Source organism: Curtobacterium sp. NPDC087082, assembly GCF_044745045.1.
Classification (GTDB): Bacteria; Actinomycetota; Actinomycetes; order Actinomycetales; family Microbacteriaceae; genus Curtobacterium.
On sequence record NZ_JBIUZN010000001.1, the window covers coordinates 873,299 to 890,455 of the forward strand.

Below are 17,157 nucleotides of genomic sequence, written 5' to 3' on the forward strand. Positions count from 1 at the left end.
GATCGCGAACCGGAACGGTCACGCGCCGAGAAGAACACGGGCTTCGGCGCGTCCGCCGCGGGGACGAGCGGGTGACGGACTGGAGGCCCGGCTCGCGTCGTCGACGCAGGCCGGGCCTCCGGAGACGGTCGGGTCTCGACCGCCGTGGTGCGCTAGGACGCGATCTCGTCCAGGTCGTCGATCCCGCGTGCGGCGGCAGCGGCCCGCCGCGCCCGCATCGACGGTGCTGCGACGGCGGCGAGGACCGCGAGGACGGCCACGCCCGTGCACGCCCAGAACCCGATCGTGAACGCGTCGTCGGTCGGCAGCCCCTGCGCGGTGGTGTGCGACGTGATCAGCGCCGCGATGACCGCGGTGCCGACGCTGGAGCCGATCGTGCGGACGACGGTGTTGGCGCTGATGGCCTCGCCGGTCTGGTTCGCGGGGACGCTCTCGATGATCGCGTTCGAGCACGCGGCGAGGGCGAGGCCGATGCCGATGCCCGTCAGGACGCCGGACACGACGACCTCGGCGATCGCGGCGTGCGAGATCGCGGGGATGAGGAACGCAGCGACGATGGCGACCCCACCGAGCAGCATCGGCGGCTTCGGGCCGACCTTGCGGACGAGGATGCCGGCGATCGGTCCGGCGATGATCATCATGACGACGGTCGGGAGCAGGAAGAGCCCGGCTTCGGTCACGTCCTTGCCGAACCCGTACCCGACGGCGGTCGGGAGCTGGAGGAGCGTCGGGACGAGGACGAACGTGCCGAACATCGCGAAGCCGAAGACGAGCGCGACCACGTGGGCTGTCCAGACGCCGCGGACCGCGAACAGCCGGACGTCGATGAGCGGTTCGGCGACGCGGAGCTCGACGAGCACGAAGGCGACGAGTGCGACCGCGCCGAGGATCAGCAGACCGACGGTCTTGCCGTCGCCCCAGCCCCAGGTCTCGCCCTCGCTGATCGCCAGCAGGATCGCGACCAGGGAGACCGCGAGCACACCGGTGCCGAGCATGTCCAGGCGACCGGGCTTCCGGACCGGGGACTCGGGCATGCCGAAGACCGCGCCGAGCAGAGCGATGACGACGAGCACGGCGGGGAGCCAGAACAGCCAGTGCCACGAGAGGTGTTCGACGATCGGGCCCGCGGCGACGATCCCGACGCCCGCGCCGATGCCGAAGATGGCCGACAGCAGGCCGATCGTGACGCTGACCTTCTCCTTCGGGAGCTCGTCGCGGACGATGCCGATCGACAGCGGCATCACGGCACCGGCGGCACCCTGGAGCGCGCGACCGACGATCAGCGTGCCGAGGTTCGGTGCGAGAGCGGCGAGGACGGCGCCGACGAGGAGGATCGACAGGACGACGATGAGCACCTTGCGCTTGCCGACCATGTCCCCGAGCCGTCCGAGGATCGGCGTGAGCACCGACGCTGAGAGCAGGTACGCCGTGAGCACCCAGCTCGTCGCGCTCGTGGAGGCGCCGAGGTCCTGTCCGATGGTCGACAGCGCCGGTGCGACGAGCGACTGCAGGACGGCGAAGGACAGGCCGCCGAGCGACAGGTAGACGATGATCGCCGTGCTGTTCGGTCGGCGCGCACCGGTGGTGGGGTGGGACCCGGTCCGCGGGGTCTCCATGGTCTCGGTCATCGTGCTCCGTAGGCTCGGATGTAAACAGTTGCTGACTTGACGAGGGTACGCGGTTCCGGGCTGATGTCAACATTTGCTTACATCGGTCCCCGAACCGCTACGCTCGGAGCATGAGCAAGGACGCCGAGGCAACCCGCCGACTGCTCGTGCAGGCCGCGCGACGTCGGTTCGCCTTCGACGGCTACCGGGCCACCACCGTGCGCGACATCGCCGCGGACGCCGGCGTGAACGTCGCCCTGATCAACCGGTACTTCGTGTCGAAGGAGGGGCTCTTCCGGGAGTGTCTCGACCGCGTCGCCCGCGACCTCGGCGCCGAGGAGCGGCCCGTGCCGGACCTCGAGCGGTCCCTCGCCGGCATGATCGAGCACGCCGTCCGGTCCCCGACCGACGACGACTCGCTCCAGCTCATGCTGCTGCTGCGCTCCTCGGGGGACGACGGCGCGGACGCCATCCGCCGCGAGACACTGCGCCGCTACGCCGAACGACTCGCCGGGGCCGTCCACGACGAGGTCACCGACGACCTGCTCCTCCGCGCCGAGATCGCCCTGGCGGTGGTGCTCGGCATGACGATGCTCCGGACGTCCACGAAGGTCGAGCCGCTCGCGTCGGCCGACCACCAGGCGGTCTCGGACGCGCTCACCGGGGTCCTGCGGCAGCTCCTCGCCGGGCCGCGGTAGCGTCGAGCCGTGTCCGATCGCCACGTCCGTCGCCCCGATCCCGCGCCGCGCCTCGACGAGGTCGACGAGCGGATCCTCTGGACCCTCGCCGCTGACGCCCGGATCCCGAACAACCGCCTCGCCGCTGCGGTCGGCATCGCCCCGTCGACGTGCCTGACGCGCGTCCGCGCACTCGAGGACGCCGGGGTCATCCGTGGCTACCGGGCCGACGTGGACGTCGCACGGCTCGGCTTCGCGATCGAGGCGATGGTCTCGGTCCGGGTGCACGCCGCAGCGCGCCACGAGCTCCGCGACTTCGCGAAGCGGCTGCTCCGGGTGCCCGTCGTGCAGGACGTGTCGTTCCTGGCCGGCGACAAGGACTTCCTCGTGCACATCGCGTGCACGTCCACCGAGCAACTCCGCGACTTCGTGGCCGACGAGCTCAGCGGCGACCCCTCGGTGGCGACGACGCAGACGAACATCGTGTTCGAACGGCTCGTCGCCGACCGTGCACAGCAGGGGCGGTCGTTCGACGAGCTCCGGCGCTGGCGGGCCTGACTCAGCGCGTGCGGGTCATCGGGAGGTGGGGGATCCCGTCCTCGTTGAAGTCCTCGCCCGAGCGCACGAACCCGAACCGGGCGTACCACTGCTCGAGGTGCGCCTGGGCGTCGATCGCGATGCGCGGGGAGCGTGCCTCGGCGATCGCGGCCTCCATCAGCAGCGACGACAGCCCCTGCCCCCTGGCGGCCTTCGCCGTGGCGACGCGGCCGATGCGCTCGGTGCCGTCGTCCTCGCGGAGGAGCCGGAGCGTGGCGTCGACCGAGCCCTGCCCCGCCCAGAACTGCAGCGTGCCGGGCTCGAGGTCGCGCCCGTCGATGTCCGGGTAGGCGGCTGCCTGCTCGACCACGAACACGTCCTGCCGGAGTCGCAGGATCTCGTGCAGGGTGACGACGTCCAGGTTGCGCGTCGGGGCGTTGAAGATCGAGACCAAGACCGGCCTTTCCTGACGATTTCTTCCGAAACAGGGTGCGTTCCGGAACGGAGCGGCGTACATTGCCGGACAACCACTCTACGTGCGCAGCCGAGATCAGGAGGTGAGCGCATGGACCAGCCGTTGCGCGCACCCTGGCGCGTGATGATCCGGTACGTCGTGTTCGGCGTCGGCATCGCCGCTGCCCTCGTGCTGCTCTCGTTGGTGCTCGGCGCTCGTCCGGCCGCGGCGGCCCCCGCGCCCGCCCAGCAGACGCTGCAGACCCACCCGTCGCAGCAGCGCGGGCTGGTCGGCGGGGTCGTCGACGGCCTCGGCGACACCGTCCAGGGCGTCGCCGGTGGGGTCGGGCACGTCGTCGACGGCGTCGTCGCCCCGGTCCGGAAGGCCGTCGTCCCCGCCGCTCCGGCAGCTCCGGCCGCGCCCGCACCGAGCGCCCCGGCAGCGCACCCGGCACCGGCGGCCCCGGCGGCGCCGGCACCCGCAGCTCCGGCACCGACCCACTCGTCGAGCGCCGCTCCGGCCCACACGCAGCCGTCGAGCGCCGCTCCGGCACCGTCCACACCGGCACACGCCGCGCCCGCCCCGGCTGCACCCGCAGCACCGGCAGCGCAGCCCGCGACCGCCCCCGCGGCGGCACCCGCAGCGACCAGCGCGACCCCCGCAGCATCGCAGGCCGGACCGGCGGAGGCGAGCAGCGCCTCCAGGCCCGTCACCGGCACGGTCGCGACCGTCCTCCGTCCCGCCACCGGCGCCGTCCAGACCCTCACCGACGCTCGCCCGGTGACCACCGTCGTGCACTCGCTCGACCAGGTGGTCGGCGGCCTCCCGGTCGTCGGCACGGTCCTCGGCGACGACACCCTCGGCACCGTGACCGACCCGGTCAGCGGGCTGGTGGACGACACCCTCGGCGGCGTCGGCACGGTCGTCGGATCGGTGCCGGACGTGCTCACCGGCCTGCCTCCGACGGTCGGCGGCGTCCTGCCAGGAGGCACGGATCCCGTCGTCGGACTCCCCACCGCTCCGGTGGGCAGCACGTCCACGGCCCCGGTCGCGTCGACACCGTCGCTCACGTCCCCGGGCGCCGCCAGCGCTGTCGCGCCGGCCGCCGTGGCGCCGGGGAGCGCTGCCGAGCGGACGGACTCCGTCGCCACCGCGCGGGCCTCCGTGCTCGCCGGAGGGGCGAGCGCCGCCGCTGCACCGGGCGTGCAGGACGCGACGTTCGGCGGCCGGGCACTCCTCGTCCCCGAGGGCCACGGCGTCACGTTCGGCGGCCCCGCGGACGGTTCCGCCACCGGTGCCCTCGGCGGCAGCGCTGCCGGTTCCGCCGGGTCGGCAGCAGCCGCCGGCATCGTCGGTTCCGACGACCAGGTCTCCCTCGCCGCGGGGTCACGCGGAACCATCGCCGACGACGCGGTCCCCGCGTCCATCGTCGGCGAGCACGACGTCGCCCCTGACTGAGATCGGTGCGCCTGTCCGACACGGCAGGCACGCACCACCGGCCGCAATCGCGGTCGGTCCACATCTCATCTCGATCAGGGAGCAACGATCATGAACAAGTACGTCTCGAGAGGGCTCTGGTTCGCCCTCTTCGTCGGCGGTCTGACGCTTGGGGGTGCGGTCGCGGCGAACGCGGCGACGACCTCCGGAGCGGACGGCACCGCCTCGGGCACACAGGTGGCGCCGTCGATCGACGCGCCGGTGTCCGCGACCGGCAACGCACTCGGGGTCCTCGGCGACGCGGTGTCGTCGGTCACCCGTCCCGCAGCGCCCGCGGCCCCGGCCGCACCGTCGTCGTCGGCTCCGGCCGCGACACCGTCCACGTCGGGTGCCGACGGCATCGCCTCGGGGACGCAGGTCGTACCCGACGTCGCGGCGCCCGTGCAGGTCTCGGGCAACGCGATCGCGGTCGGTGGCGACGCTGCCGCGGCATCCGCTCCGGCTGCTCCGGCGGCCCCTGCTGCTGCGCCCGCTGCGGCGCCGACGACCTCCGGGTCGGATGGCATCGCCTCGGGGACCCAGGTCGCCGGTGCGGTGACCGCGCCGGTGTCCGCCACGGGCAACGCGGTGGCGGTCGGCGGCGACGCCGTGTCCGCTGCCGCCAGTCCTGCCGCGACGGCGCCCGCTGCCTCGACGCCCGCTGCTCCGGCGGCGGCGCCGACGACCTCGGGGTCGGACGGCGTGGCCTCGGGCACGCAGGTCGCGCCCGTGGTGTCCGTGCCCGTGACGGTGTCGGGCAACGGTATCGGGCTGCTCGGTGACGGTGCCAGCTCGGGGTCGACGGCCCCGGCGACCGGTACCACGACGCCGGCCGCGGGTGGTTCGACCTCCGGTTCGGACGGCACGGCCTCGGGCACGCAGGTCGCGCCCGTGGTGTCCGTCCCGGTGACGGTGTCGGGCAACGGCATCGGGCTGCTCGGTGACGGCACCTCGGCGGGGGCAGCTGCCCCGACGGCCGGCACCACGACGCCGGCCGCGGGTGGTTCGACCTCGGGGTCGGACGGCACGGCCTCGGGCACGCAGGTGTCCCCGGTGGTGTCGGTTCCGGTGACGATCGGTGGGAACGGCATCGGCCTCGTCGGTGACGGCACGAGCACTGGTTCCACGGCCCCGGCGACCGGGACCACGACGCCCACCACGGGCGGATCCACCTCGGGTGACGGGGGACTGCTCTCGGGCAGCCAGATCACACCCGTGATCAGCCTCCCGATCACCATCGGCGGCAACGGGATCGGCATCGTCGGCGACGGCACCAGCTCGACGACGACGCCCGGTGGCGGCACCACTCCCGGTGACGGCACCGACCCCGGCGACGGCACGGACCCGGGCGACGGCACCACCCCCGGTGACGGCACCACCCCTGGTGACGGCACCGACCCCGGCGACGGGAACGGCGCCGGCGACGGCACCACGCCCGTCTCGGTGACCACCTCGGCCACCGGGGCCGGCGCGGCCGTGGCGACCAGCGCCTCCCGGCCCGCGACGGTCGTCGCGACGACCGCCGGTGCCTCGACGGTCGTCCAGGCCGCCGTCCGCACGGTGGCTGCGTCGAGCAGCCAGCCGGCCCTCGCCTACACGGGAGCGTCCTCGCCGGTCGTCCCCGCCGGCATCGCCCTGCTGCTGCTCCTCGCCGGAGCGGGGACCCTGGTGCTGCGCAAGCGGCACTGACGTCCGACGGCTCGAGGGGCACCGCGCCGCGGTGCCCCTCGCACCCGTGCCCAGCATCCGCGTCCGCGGTCCGCCGTCCGCTGGACGAACGCCGAAGGCTCTCTGGGAGCCGACCATGGCGAACCTGTGCGGAGCAGAAGCGCCTCCGAGGCCGCCCGGCAGCAGGGCAGCGCCACGATGAGAGCGTGCTCCACGACCTCCTGCGCATCCCCATCACGGGCTCGACCGTCCTCGTACCGGTCGACGTGCTCGCCCCCGTCCTCGTCGTGTGGGCGCTCCTCGCCCGGCCGCGATCGCTCGGCCGCGTCCTCGTCCGGATCGCCGCCCTCGGCGTCGGTGCGGTCGCCGGGCTGGCGCTCGTCTGGTGGTTCGGCGACGTCCAGGACGCGTTCGGTGTCGCGTTCACCTCGGTGACCCGGATGTGGGTCGCCCTGGCGTGCGCCGGGATCCTGCTGCTGGTCGTGCTGCTCGTGCAGGGCGGCTGGACGGGCCGGGTGGTCGCCGGGGCCGCCGCCGCGAGCCTGCTGCTCGCAGCGGGTCTCGGCATCAACGTCGACTTCGGCTTCTACAAGAACGTCGAGCAGGCCATCGCCACGAACCCCTACAAGACGCGGACCCTGGCGGAACGGGATCCGGCGGTCGAGCGGCTCGTCGACCTGCACGACTGGCACGCCCCGGCGGACATGCCGAAGGCGGGCGAGACGTTCAGCGTGACGATCCCCGGCACGATCTCGCACTTCCACGCCCGGAAGGCCGTGGTGTGGCTCCCGCCGGCCGCGCAGGTCCGGAACGCGCCGGCGCTGCCCGTGCTCGTCGCACTCTCCGGGCAACCCGGCGAGCCGGCCGACCTCTTCCAGACCGGCGACATCGGCCACTACCTTGACCGGTATGCAGCAGCGCACGACGGCCTCGCCCCGATCGTCGTCGCCCCGGACCAGCTCGGCGCCCCGAACCGCAACCCGATGTGCGTGGACTCCCGGCGGCTCGGGCGCAGCGAGACCTACGTCATGACGGACACCGTCGACTGGATCCGGAAGCACCTCGCGGTCGCCACGGCACCGACGGGCTGGGGCGTGGTCGGCTTCTCCGAGGGGGCCACCTGTGCGATGCAGTTCTCGTCCGCCCACCCCGACGTCTTCGGGTCCGCGCTGGCGATCTCGAGCGAGATCGCCCCGAAGAACGGCAGTCTGCAGCACACCATCGCCGTCGGCTTCGGCGGTTCCCGCGCCGCCTACGACGCCGCGACGCCGGTCGCCGAGATGCGTGCCCACGGCCGGTACGCCGACCACCTCGTCGTGTTCGGGGTGGGCGGGGACGACGCCCCGTACAAGGCGTCCACCGCCACGCTCCGTGCGGCGGCCGCGCGGGAGGGCATCGCCACGCAGCTGGTCGTCTCCCCGGGGTCGGCGCACGACTGGAACACCGTCCGCTACGTGCTCGCACACGGCCTCCCACCGGTGCTCGACCACCTCGGGCTCCCCGCGAGCGGACCGCTGTGAGCGGCGTCGCATCGGCACTGACGACCGCCCGCCGGGTGGTCGTCACCCGCCCGGTCACCACGGCGATCGTCGTGCTCGTGCTGGCGACCTCGACGCTCGCGTTCGTGCTCCGGCTGGAACACGGAGCGCACGCGACCGTGTTCGGTCCGTTCCGGGTCTTCGCGGCGTCGACCGGCGTGCTCGCCCTGCTGCTGACGCTCGCCGGGGTGGTCGTGCTCGTCGGGGCGTCGGAGCGGCTCATGGGGTCCTGGCGCACGGCACTGGCGTTCGTGGTCACGACCGTCGTCGGCACGGGCATCGCCGCGTTCGCCGTGCTCGTCGACCTCGATGGCAAGGGCGCCGTGCCGATGGTGCTCGGCCGGGCGACGAGCTTCGACCCCTGGACCGCCATCGTCGGCACGGTCGTCACCGCCAGCGCCTTCGCGGGGACGCTGTGGCGGCGACGGATCCGGGTGAACGCCCTCGCCGTGGTCGCCGCCCTCCTGCTCTACGCCGGGCACGTCTCCGACCTGTCCGCCGTGCTCGCCGCGGCCGCCGGGTGGCTGCTCGGCGAACTCCTGCGCCGCACACCGAAGCGGCAGGGCTGGGTGCGCAGCTCGCACCGCGAGATCCGGGTGCTGCTCGGCACCGCGGTGCTGGTGTCCGCCGTCGGCCCCGTCATCGCGCTGGTGTCCCGCGCGCGGGTGGGACTCCTCGCACCGATCGCCGCGGTCGTCGGCGCCGGCCCCGTCACCCCTGTGCGGGGCTGCCGTGCGGACGCGGTCGCGGGGGAGTGCCTCCGCGGGCTCCTGTCCTTCCGTGCGACCGACCCGTGGACCCTCGTGCTCGCCGTCGCGCCCCTGCTCGTGCTCGTCGTCGGTGGACTCGGACTCTTCCGCGGCAGTCGCTTCGCGGTGTGGCTCGTGGTCGTCGTCGACACGGTGACGGCCATCGCCGCCGCGATCACCTACGGCCTCGTCCCGGGGCGCGTCGTCGCGCAGCACGGCCTCGAGGACCAGTTCGTCACCGACGTGTCCATCGTCGCGTCGATCGTCGTCCCGCTCGGGACCGCGGTTGTCCTCGTCGTGCTGCGGCGCTCCTTCACGGTCCTCACCAGCCGGCGCCGCGTCGTCGCCTTCGCGGTCACCGTCGGTGCGGCCGCGGTCGGCATCGTCGTCGTGGTGCTGGTCGTCGCCGCGTCCTCGGCGCACCACGTCGAGGACCCCCTGCGGCTGGCGCTCGCCGCCCTCGGCCCGCTCGCACCGGTGAGCTTCTGGGACCGGCTCCCGTCGCTCGACCACGCGCTCCGGCTCGTGCTCGGGCTGAGCGGACCGGTGCTCTGGCTGGTCGTGGCGATCGCCGCCGTCCGACCGACCGGGGCCGTCGAACCCGACACCGACGCCGACGCTGCACACGCCGACCGCGAGCGCGCCCGCGCCCTGCTCGTCGCCGGTGGCGGGGACGCGTTCGGCTGGATGACGACCTGGCAGGGCAACGCCTACTGGTTCGCCGAGGACGGTCGCGCCGGCGTCGCCTTCCGCCGCAACAGCCGCGTCGCGGTGACGGTCGGCGGGCCCTTCGGCTGGCCCGACGCCCGCACGGCGGCGATGACCGCGTTCGCCCGGTGGTGCGACGACAACGGCTGGACGGCGGTCTTCTACGGCATCGGCGCGGAGACCGCCGGGGTGCTCACCGCGCAGGGCTGGGCGACGCTCCCGGTGGCCGAGGACGCCGACTTCGACCCCCGGACGTGGACGACGAGCGGGAAGAAGAAGCAGGACGTCCGGACGTCGGTGAACAAGGCGGCGCGCGAGGGCCTCACCGCGACCTGGTCGAGCTGGCAGCAGCTGCCCGCGTCCACCACCCGGCAGATCGAGGCGATCTCCGAGGAGTGGGTCGCCGAGCGCGAGCTGCCCGAGATGGGGTTCACCCTGGGCGGGGTCGACGAGATGCGCGACCCCGCGGTGCGCACCCTCGTCGCGCAGGACCCCGAGGGCACGGTGCTCGCGGTCACCAGCTGGTTGCCGGGGTACCGGGACGGCCGGGTCGTCGCCTGGACGCTCGACGTCATGCGACGCACACCCGCGGCACCGAACGGCGTGATGGAGTTCCTCGTCGCGAGTGCGGCCGACCGGATGCGCGAGGACGGCGTCGAGCGGCTCAGCCTGTCCGCGGCCCCGCTCGCGCAGGCCGCCGAGGGCCCGCAGGCGAACGACGGCGTGCAGAGCCTGCTGGACCTGGTCGGCGGGGTCCTCGAGCCGGTGTACGGGTTCCGGTCGCTGCTGCGGTTCAAGCAGAAGTTCGGCCCCGAGCTGCACCCGCTGGTGCTCGCCTACCCGGACCCGGTCGCGCTGCCGGCGATCGGGATCGCGGTGGTGCGCGCGTACCTGCCGGACCTGTCGCTCCGTCAGGCGGTGGCGTTGGCGCGCGGGCGCGGCTGAGCAGACGGACCGACGGACGGTTCGGGAGGCGCGGCGCACGTCCGCCCCGCGGCCAGCGGGACCGGGCGGCGGACGCGGGTCGCGGGGTCGGCCGCACCGCGCCTCCTGGACCGCAGCGCGGTCACGCGACGTCCGGTTACGCCCACGGAACCGGCGCAACGTGTCCGTCACCTGCGTGGGGTATCGTTCCCGGTACGCAAGCGCTCCGGGGTCGGTGCAAGTCCGAACCGGTGGTGACAGTCCACGAACTGATGACGGGTGCGAACCCGGCAGAGGTTGACCCGGTGGAACTCCGGGACCGACGGTGAAAGTCCGGATGGGAGGCGCGCTGGCGGACGAGACGTCCCACGATCCGTGGGTGCGACCCGTCCGTCGATGCCGACGATCGTCGAACGCCCCCGGAGTCCCGTTGAGAGGACACCAGTGTTCACCGGCATCATCGAGGAACTCGGCACCGTCACCGCCGTCGAGCAGCACGGCGACTCCGTCGCGCTCACCGTCCGCGGGCCCGTCGTCGTGCAGGACGCCCGGCACGGCGACTCCATCGCGACGAGCGGCGTCTGCCTGACCGTCGTCGAGCAGACCCCGGAGACCTTCACGGCCTTCGTCATGAAGCAGACGCTCGACATGAGCGCGCACGGGTCGCTCGCGGTCGGCGACCGGCTCAACCTCGAACGCGCGGCCTCGGTCGGCGACCGGCTCGGCGGGCACATCGTCCAGGGCCACGTCGACGGCACCGCCACCGTGCTCGAGACCGCGGACGGCGACGGCTGGCGGCGCGTCCGGTTCTCGCTCGCGCCGGACCTCAGCCCCCTGGTCGTCGACAAGGGCTCGATCGCGATCGACGGCGTCTCGCTGACGGTCAGCGCCGTGTCCTCCGAGGAGACCCCGGCCGCGGACTCCTGGTTCGAGGTGAGCCTCATCCCCGAGACGCTCGAGGCCACCACGCTCGGCGCCCGTGTGCCGGGGGACCGGGTGAACATCGAGACCGACGTCCTGGCCCGGCACGTCCGGCGGATGCTGCGGCTCGACGCGGCGGTGCGGCCGCTCGAGGGTGCCACGGGTCCGCTCGAGGGCGACGCGCGTCCGCTCGCGGGTGCCACGCTCGGCCAGGAGGCACGGTGATGGTCGCCGGGGCACGTCCCGCCGCGCAGGCGGGTGCCTCCGGTGTGGTTGCTGCGTCCGGTGCGGTCGCCGGGTCCGGTGTGGTCGGCCCGGGATCGCTCGGGTTGTCGAGCGTCGACGAGGCCATCGCCGCCATCGCCGCCGGCCGCCCGGTGATCGTCGCCGACGACGAGGACCGCGAGAACGAGGGCGACGTCATCCTCTCCGCCGAACTCGCCACCCCCGAGTGGATCGCCTGGACGGTGGCGCACTCGTCGGGGTTCATCTGCGCACCGGTGAGCGTCGAGATCGCCGACGCACTCGACCTCCCGCCGATGGTCGCCCACAACGAGGACGTCCGCGGGACGGCCTACACCGTGACCGTCGACGCCGCCGTCGGGGTCACCACCGGCATCAGCGCCCACGACCGAGCGCACACGTTGCGGGTCCTCGCCGACCCGGCGTCCGTGCGCGACGACCTGCACCGGCCCGGACACGTCGTGCCCCTGCGGGCCCGTCCGGGCGGGGTCCGCGAGCGTGCGGGCCACACCGAAGCCGCGATCGACCTGGTCACCGCCGCAGGGCTCCGGCCCGCTGCGGCGATCTGCGAGATCGTCGACGAGGACGGCGGCATGATGCGTCTGCCGGGACTCCTCGGACTCGGGGCACGCGCCGGCGTGCCCGTCATCACCATCGCCGCGCTCGCCGAGTGGCTCGACGCGGCAGACCGGGCAGCGGCGGAGTCCGCGCCCACGGAAGGAACGGCACGATGAGCGGAGCAGGCGCGGCGGACCGCGACCACGTCGACGGCAGCGGCATCCGGGTGGCGATCGTCGCCGGGCAGTGGCACGACGAGATCGCCGGGGGCCTCCTCGCCGGGGCGCAGCGCGAGGTCGAGCGGCTCGGTGCCACGGCGGAGGTCATCCCCGTCCCCGGGAGCTTCGAGCTGCCCGTGGTCGCGAAGGCCGCGCTCGAGGCCGGGTTCGACGCGGCGGTCGCCCTCGGCGTGATCATCCGCGGTGGGACCCCGCACTTCGAGTACGTCTCGGACGCGGCGACGAGCGGCCTCACCCGGGTCGCGATCGACGCCGGCAAGCCCGTCGGCTTCGGCGTGCTCACCCTGGACGACGAGCAGCAGGGCCTCGACCGTGCCGGGCTGCCCGGTTCGAAGGAGGACAAGGGGGCCGAGGCCGTGCACGCCGCCGTGTCGACCGTGGTGACCCTGCGCCGGCTGCGGGTGCTCGCGTAGGGCGACCCGCGCCTCCTGGCCCGCTGCGCGTCAGCGCGTCCGCGCGTCGCTCCTACGTTCGCACAACCGAAGTCACCCCGCGCCACGCGATCACGTGGTGCGGGGTGACTTCCGTTGTGCGAACGGCCCCGCACCTCTTCGGGTGCGGGGCCGTTCGTGTGCGGTGGTGCTGACTACCGCTTGCCGAACACGTGGATCGGCAGGAAGAAGGAGAGGCACATGAGCACGAGACCGCCCATGAAGATGAACGCCTGACCCGAGCTCACCTGGAACGCGAAGCCGAACAGGTACATCGAGACCAGCAGCAGCAGGATCGAGAAAACAGCGGCGATGACGCGGCCCACAGTGGTACCTCCGGAATCAGGCGGGTGGATCGGACCCAGTCTATCCCCAGGAGCGACGAACTCGGTTCACGCGCCGGGGCGGGTGGCGATCAACCGGTCGACCACGGCGAGGAGCGGCTCCATGTCGACCGAGGCGCGGTCCGGTCGGACCTCGCTGGCCGCGCCGAGGGACGCCGCGTGGTACAGCCCGTCGCCCATGAGCTTGATCGCCTGCGCGGTGGGGACGTCCCCGAGCGAGTCGACGAGCGTGGCCAGCCAGGCGTTCTCGGTCTCGTCGAGGGTGCGGCCCGCCTCTTCGTACCCGGCCTGCTGCAGTCGGCTCGCGGCGAGGAGGGCGAGGTCGAGCTCGCTGCCCACGAACTGGCAGTTCCGCACGAAGTAGCGGGCGGCGCCGTCCTCGGCGTCACGCATGCGCTCGACGTCGATGGCGGAGAGGTCGGACAGGCGTTCGCAGAGTCCCTCGACCAGGGCGGCCTTCGAGCCGAAGTGGTAGAGCAGTCCGCCCTTGGACACCCCGGCCCGAGCGGCCACGGCGTCGAGGGTCGCCGGACGCTCTCCTTCCTCGCACACGATGGCGACGAAGCTGTCCAGGACACGATCGCGGGCGCTTGCCATGCCGGAAGTCTGCCATGGGACGCGGGCGTGCCGCGTCCGGCGGGCGCAGCGCAGGCGCGGAGCGGGCGCGAAGCGGGCGCAGCGCAGGCGCCGTGGGCCATCCTCCACGGCGCCTGCGGGTCCGGTCAGCCCTTCAGCGCCCCCGCCGCGATGTTCGCGATGAAGTGCCTCGAGCCGATGATGAACACCCCGATGAGCGGGAACACGCTGATCACCGCGCCGGCCATCACCGAGCCGAGGTCGGTCGCGTTCACCGAGCTGAGCGAGGCGAGTGCCACCTGGAGCGTCTGCCCCTTCGGGTCGATCAGCACGATCAACGGCCACACGTAGTCGTTCCACGCCGTGATGAAGGTGAAGATGCCGAGGAACGCGAGGCCTCCGCGGAGCATCGGGACCGCGATCGACCACCAGGTGCGGAAGAACCCGGCGCCGTCCACGCGCGCGGAGTCGATGACCTCGTTCGGGATCGACCCGGTGGCGAACTGCCGCAGGAGGAAGATGCCGAACGCGTTCGCCGCCCCGGGGACGATGAGCGCCTGGAGTCCACCGATCCACCCGAGGTGCGCCATGAGCACGAAGCTCGGCACGAGCGACAGGCTGCCGGGGACGAGGAACGTCGCCAGCATGACGGTGAACAGCGAGCGCTTGAACGGGAACTCGTACTTGGCGAAGGCGAACGCGGCCAGCGAGTCGAACAGCATGACCAGGACCGCGGTGCCGCCGGCGACGATGACGGTGTTGCCGAGCGCCCGCAGCATGTCTACGCTGCTGAACACCGTGGCGAGGTTCTGCATGGTGTGGTCGCTGAACCACAGCGACGGCGGGTAGCCGAAGATCTGCGCGTTCGACGACGTCGACATGACGAGCAGCCAGTAGAACGGGAAGATCGACAGCACGACGCCGACGATGAGGCACAGGTGCGTGACGAGCCGTCCGACCCAGCCGTGCCTGAACCCCCGGCGGTGGTCGTCGGGCCCGTCGGTGACGGCGTTCGGCCGTCCGAGTGCGGCGGCGGTGTTCGTGGTGCGGGGTGCGGTGTCGGCGCTCATGCGCGGGGTCCCTTCGTGCTGGTCGTGACGGTGCGCGGGGTGCGCAGTCGCCGTGGGGTCTTGAGCCCGTCGCGCTCGCTGAGCAGTCGCCAGTTGATGATCGCGAAGACCACGGAGAAGAAGAACAGCACCCAGGCGATCGCCGAGCCGTACCCGAAGTCGAACTGGTTGAACGCCTGGTCGTACTGGTAGAGCACGATCGTCATGCCGGCCTCGTCGGGGCCACCGATCGCCTGCCCGTTGAACAGGATCTGCGGCTCGGTGAAGAGCCCGAGACCACCGATCGTCGACGTGATGAGGGTGAACAGGATGACCGGCCGCAGCATCGGGATCGTGATCCGCGTGAAGATCTGCCAGGTGTTCGCGCCGTCCACCTTCGCCGCGTCGTACAGCTCGGTCGAGATCGACTGCAGGCCGGCGAGGTAGATGATCGCGTTGTACCCGGTCCAGCGCCAGATGACCATCACCGCGATCGTGACCTTGATGCCCCAGTACGACGAGAGCCAGCCGACCGGGTCGGCACCGACGGCTCGGAGCGCGGCGTTGACGAGCCCGAACCCGTCCGAGAACACCGAGCCGAACACGATCGCCATCGCGACCATGCTCGTCACGTTCGGGATGAAGAACGCGACCCGGTAGAACCCCTTCGCCCGGATGTTGCCGTGCAGCAGGAACGCGAGCACGAGGGCGAGGAACAGCATCGGGACGGTCGCGATGATCCAGATGATGAAGGTGTTCGAGACGGCGTTCCAGAACCGCGGGTCGGTCAGCAGGTACTGGTACTGCGCGAGGCCGACGAACGCGGGGGAGCCGACCCCGTCCCAGTCGGTGAACGACAGCACGATCGAGAAGACGATCGGGAACAGCCCGAACACGAGGAACAGCACGTAGAACGGCGCGATCGCCACGTACTGCGGCCAGAACCGGCGGAGGCTGAAGCGGTGCCCGGTCGCCGCGGTGGAGATCGAGGCCGTGGGGGCGCCCCCGACGACGGGGTTCGCGGTGGTGGCGGTCTTCTCGCGGATCGGCGCGCTCATGCCGACACCCCGCGCTTCGCCAGGACGCGGTCGGTCTGGTCGATGGCGTCCTGCCAGGCGCGCTCCGGGTCCTTGCCGCCGGACTCCACGTTCGTGATCTCGGTCGCGAAGGCGCCGATGAACCGCTCCGAGTTCGAGATGTACGTCACGGGGACCTCCGGTGCGGCCTTGCTGAAGAAGTCGAGCGGGTTCTGGTCCCCGAAGAAGTCGCCGGGGTTGCGCATGATGCCGTTCTCGAACGACGCGGGTGTCGACGGGAAGAGCTGGATGTCGTTGTAGGTGTGGGACTGCACGTCCGCGCCGGTGATCCACTTGGCGAACGCCACCGCGGCCTCGGGGTCCTTCGACGTCTTGGGCACGGCCAGGAACGAGCCGCCGCTGTTGCCCGGTCGCTCGGGCTGCCGGGCGATCCGCCACTTCCCGGACAGGTCCGGAGCCGTGTCGTGGATGATCTGCGTCCACCACGCCCCCTCGATCTGCCCGGCGACCCGACCCGCGACCCACCCGGCGTTCTGGTCGGTCCCGGACTGCAGGTTGCCGGTGATCCCGGCGTGGATCGACTCGACCGCGTTCTCCCAGGCCTTCCGGATCGAGCTGTCGTCGTGGTGGTAGAGCGGCTGGTCGTCACGGTCGAAGTACCGCGTGGGGCTCGCGGAGACGAACTGGTTGAAGAGCTGCGTCGCGGTGATGATCGTCGCGGCACCGGTCTTCTGCTTGATCTGCTTGCCGAAGGTCCGGAAATCCGCCCAGGTCTGGATCGCCGCGCTCACCTCGTCCGGGTCGGTGGGGAGGTCGGCCTTCTGCAGGACGTCCTGGTTGTAGAAGAAGCCGGTGGGGCCGGTGTCGACGGGCCAGAAGCACTGCCGCCCGGACGGGGTCCGGCCGAGCGAGAGCTTCCAGTCGTAGTAGGCGGACTTCTCGGTGGCGGAGGGATCGAAGTCGGTGAAGAGGTCCTCGTCGGGGAAGTAGAGCCAGCAGTTCGAGTTCACCATGAGGACGTCGGGGATGAACGCGTTCCCGGCGAGGGCGGTCCGGAACTTGGTGTCGTACGACGCCCCGCCGATGAGGTCCGGCCGCAGCCGCATCGGTTCGTGGCCGCTGATGCCCCCGGCCGCCTGCTTCAGGAACTTCGGGTCGAGGGACCGGTTCCAGTACCAGAGGACGAGTTCGTCCGGGTCCTTGGAGATCGCGGTACCGGTGGAACACCCGGCGAGGAGGGCCGTGGTGGCGAGTGCGCCGAGGGCGCCTGCGCCGGCGAGGAACCCCCGCCGGCTGAGACTGTGCGTTGCTGCTGTCACTGGAGTGCCTGCTCTCGTCGTTGAGATGCGGAACCGATGAGCGCTCGACCGTGAACGCTCACGAAGTGGTCAGAGCATGCCCCGGCCGACACGCCGTGTCAA

Annotated in this window: 16 protein-coding genes and 1 riboswitch; of the genes, 9 read left to right on the plus strand and 7 right to left on the minus strand. The window is 72.4% G+C overall.

Translation table 11 applies throughout. The features are described from left to right. Window positions 1–152: 152 nt before the first annotated feature. On the minus strand, window positions 153–1,628 hold the full coding sequence (locus ACIPEP_RS04200) for an MFS transporter (RefSeq protein WP_229086316.1): 1,476 nt from the start codon (window positions 1,626–1,628) through the stop codon (window positions 153–155). A gap of 110 nt (window positions 1,629–1,738) precedes the next feature. On the opposite strand from ACIPEP_RS04200, the gene ACIPEP_RS04205 reads away from it, so the two are divergent. Further along, a complete protein-coding gene (locus tag ACIPEP_RS04205) occupies window positions 1,739–2,305 on the plus strand; it encodes a TetR/AcrR family transcriptional regulator (RefSeq protein WP_071296392.1) in 567 nt (188 codons plus the stop codon). Between the two features lie 9 nt (window positions 2,306–2,314). Beyond that, window positions 2,315–2,842, plus strand: a complete 528-nt coding sequence (locus ACIPEP_RS04210) for an Lrp/AsnC family transcriptional regulator (RefSeq protein WP_070418327.1) — start codon at window positions 2,315–2,317, stop codon at window positions 2,840–2,842. A gap of 1 nt (window position 2,843) precedes the next feature. Here ACIPEP_RS04210 and ACIPEP_RS04215 read toward each other — a convergent pair whose 3' ends face one another. Beyond that, window positions 2,844–3,275 (minus strand): GNAT family N-acetyltransferase, encoded by a 432-nt coding sequence (locus ACIPEP_RS04215; protein WP_070418328.1) that lies wholly within the window; start codon window positions 3,273–3,275, stop codon window positions 2,844–2,846. 111 nt (window positions 3,276–3,386) lie between these two features. Between ACIPEP_RS04215 and ACIPEP_RS04220 the strand changes: the two genes are divergently transcribed. From ACIPEP_RS04220 to ribH, 7 genes are all read left to right on the plus strand, one after another. After that, on the plus strand, window positions 3,387–4,733 hold the full coding sequence (locus tag ACIPEP_RS04220) for a hypothetical protein (protein ID WP_402716584.1): 1,347 nt from the start codon (window positions 3,387–3,389) through the stop codon (window positions 4,731–4,733). A gap of 90 nt (window positions 4,734–4,823) precedes the next feature. Then, window positions 4,824–6,440 carry a hypothetical protein gene (locus tag ACIPEP_RS04225; protein ID WP_402716585.1) on the plus strand — a complete coding sequence of 539 codons (1,617 nt, stop codon included), beginning with the start codon at window positions 4,824–4,826 and terminating at the stop codon, window positions 6,438–6,440. Window positions 6,441–6,625: 185 nt separating this feature from the next. Further along, window positions 6,626–7,939, plus strand: coding sequence for an alpha/beta hydrolase (locus ACIPEP_RS04230; RefSeq protein WP_402716586.1), 1,314 nt, complete (start codon window positions 6,626–6,628; stop codon window positions 7,937–7,939). Continuing rightward, on the plus strand, window positions 7,936–10,359 hold the full coding sequence (locus ACIPEP_RS04235) for a bifunctional lysylphosphatidylglycerol flippase/synthetase MprF (protein ID WP_402716587.1): 2,424 nt from the start codon (window positions 7,936–7,938) through the stop codon (window positions 10,357–10,359). Before ACIPEP_RS04230 ends, ACIPEP_RS04235 begins: the two co-directional genes overlap by 4 nt. Window positions 10,360–10,556: 197 nt before the next feature. Continuing rightward, window positions 10,557–10,691: riboswitch (FMN riboswitch) on the plus strand. Window positions 10,692–10,782: 91 nt separating this feature from the next. Next, a complete protein-coding gene (locus tag ACIPEP_RS04240; RefSeq protein WP_071303619.1) occupies window positions 10,783–11,484 on the plus strand; it encodes a riboflavin synthase in 702 nt (233 codons plus the stop codon). Continuing rightward, on the plus strand, window positions 11,484–12,236 hold the full coding sequence (gene ribB / locus ACIPEP_RS04245) for a 3,4-dihydroxy-2-butanone-4-phosphate synthase (protein WP_309780060.1): 753 nt from the start codon (window positions 11,484–11,486) through the stop codon (window positions 12,234–12,236). The genes ACIPEP_RS04240 and ribB overlap by 1 nt, the downstream gene beginning before the upstream one ends. After that, window positions 12,233–12,712: a 6,7-dimethyl-8-ribityllumazine synthase gene (gene ribH / locus ACIPEP_RS04250; protein ID WP_070418333.1), complete on the plus strand. Its 480-nt coding sequence runs from the start codon at window positions 12,233–12,235 to the stop codon at window positions 12,710–12,712. Before ribB ends, ribH begins: the two co-directional genes overlap by 4 nt. Window positions 12,713–12,885: 173 nt before the next feature. Here ribH and ACIPEP_RS04255 read toward each other — a convergent pair whose 3' ends face one another. The 5 genes from ACIPEP_RS04255 to ACIPEP_RS04275 form a co-directional block, all read right to left on the minus strand. Then, window positions 12,886–13,056, minus strand: coding sequence for a hypothetical protein (locus ACIPEP_RS04255; RefSeq protein WP_156794867.1), 171 nt, complete (start codon window positions 13,054–13,056; stop codon window positions 12,886–12,888). Window positions 13,057–13,122: 66 nt separating this feature from the next. After that, on the minus strand, window positions 13,123–13,671 hold the full coding sequence (locus ACIPEP_RS04260; RefSeq protein WP_070418334.1) for a TetR/AcrR family transcriptional regulator: 549 nt from the start codon (window positions 13,669–13,671) through the stop codon (window positions 13,123–13,125). Between the two features lie 125 nt (window positions 13,672–13,796). Beyond that, complete coding sequence (locus tag ACIPEP_RS04265; RefSeq protein WP_083295259.1) at window positions 13,797–14,720, minus strand: carbohydrate ABC transporter permease; 924 nt, start codon at window positions 14,718–14,720, stop codon at window positions 13,797–13,799. Then, complete coding sequence (locus tag ACIPEP_RS04270; protein ID WP_402716588.1) at window positions 14,717–15,757, minus strand: carbohydrate ABC transporter permease; 1,041 nt, start codon at window positions 15,755–15,757, stop codon at window positions 14,717–14,719. Before ACIPEP_RS04270 ends, ACIPEP_RS04265 begins: the two co-directional genes overlap by 4 nt. Beyond that, the gene (locus ACIPEP_RS04275) at window positions 15,754–17,055 is read right to left on the minus strand and encodes an extracellular solute-binding protein (protein ID WP_402716589.1); all 1,302 of its coding nucleotides are present in this window, start codon (window positions 17,053–17,055) and stop codon (window positions 15,754–15,756) included. Before ACIPEP_RS04275 ends, ACIPEP_RS04270 begins: the two co-directional genes overlap by 4 nt. Window positions 17,056–17,157: the final 102 nt, after the last annotated feature.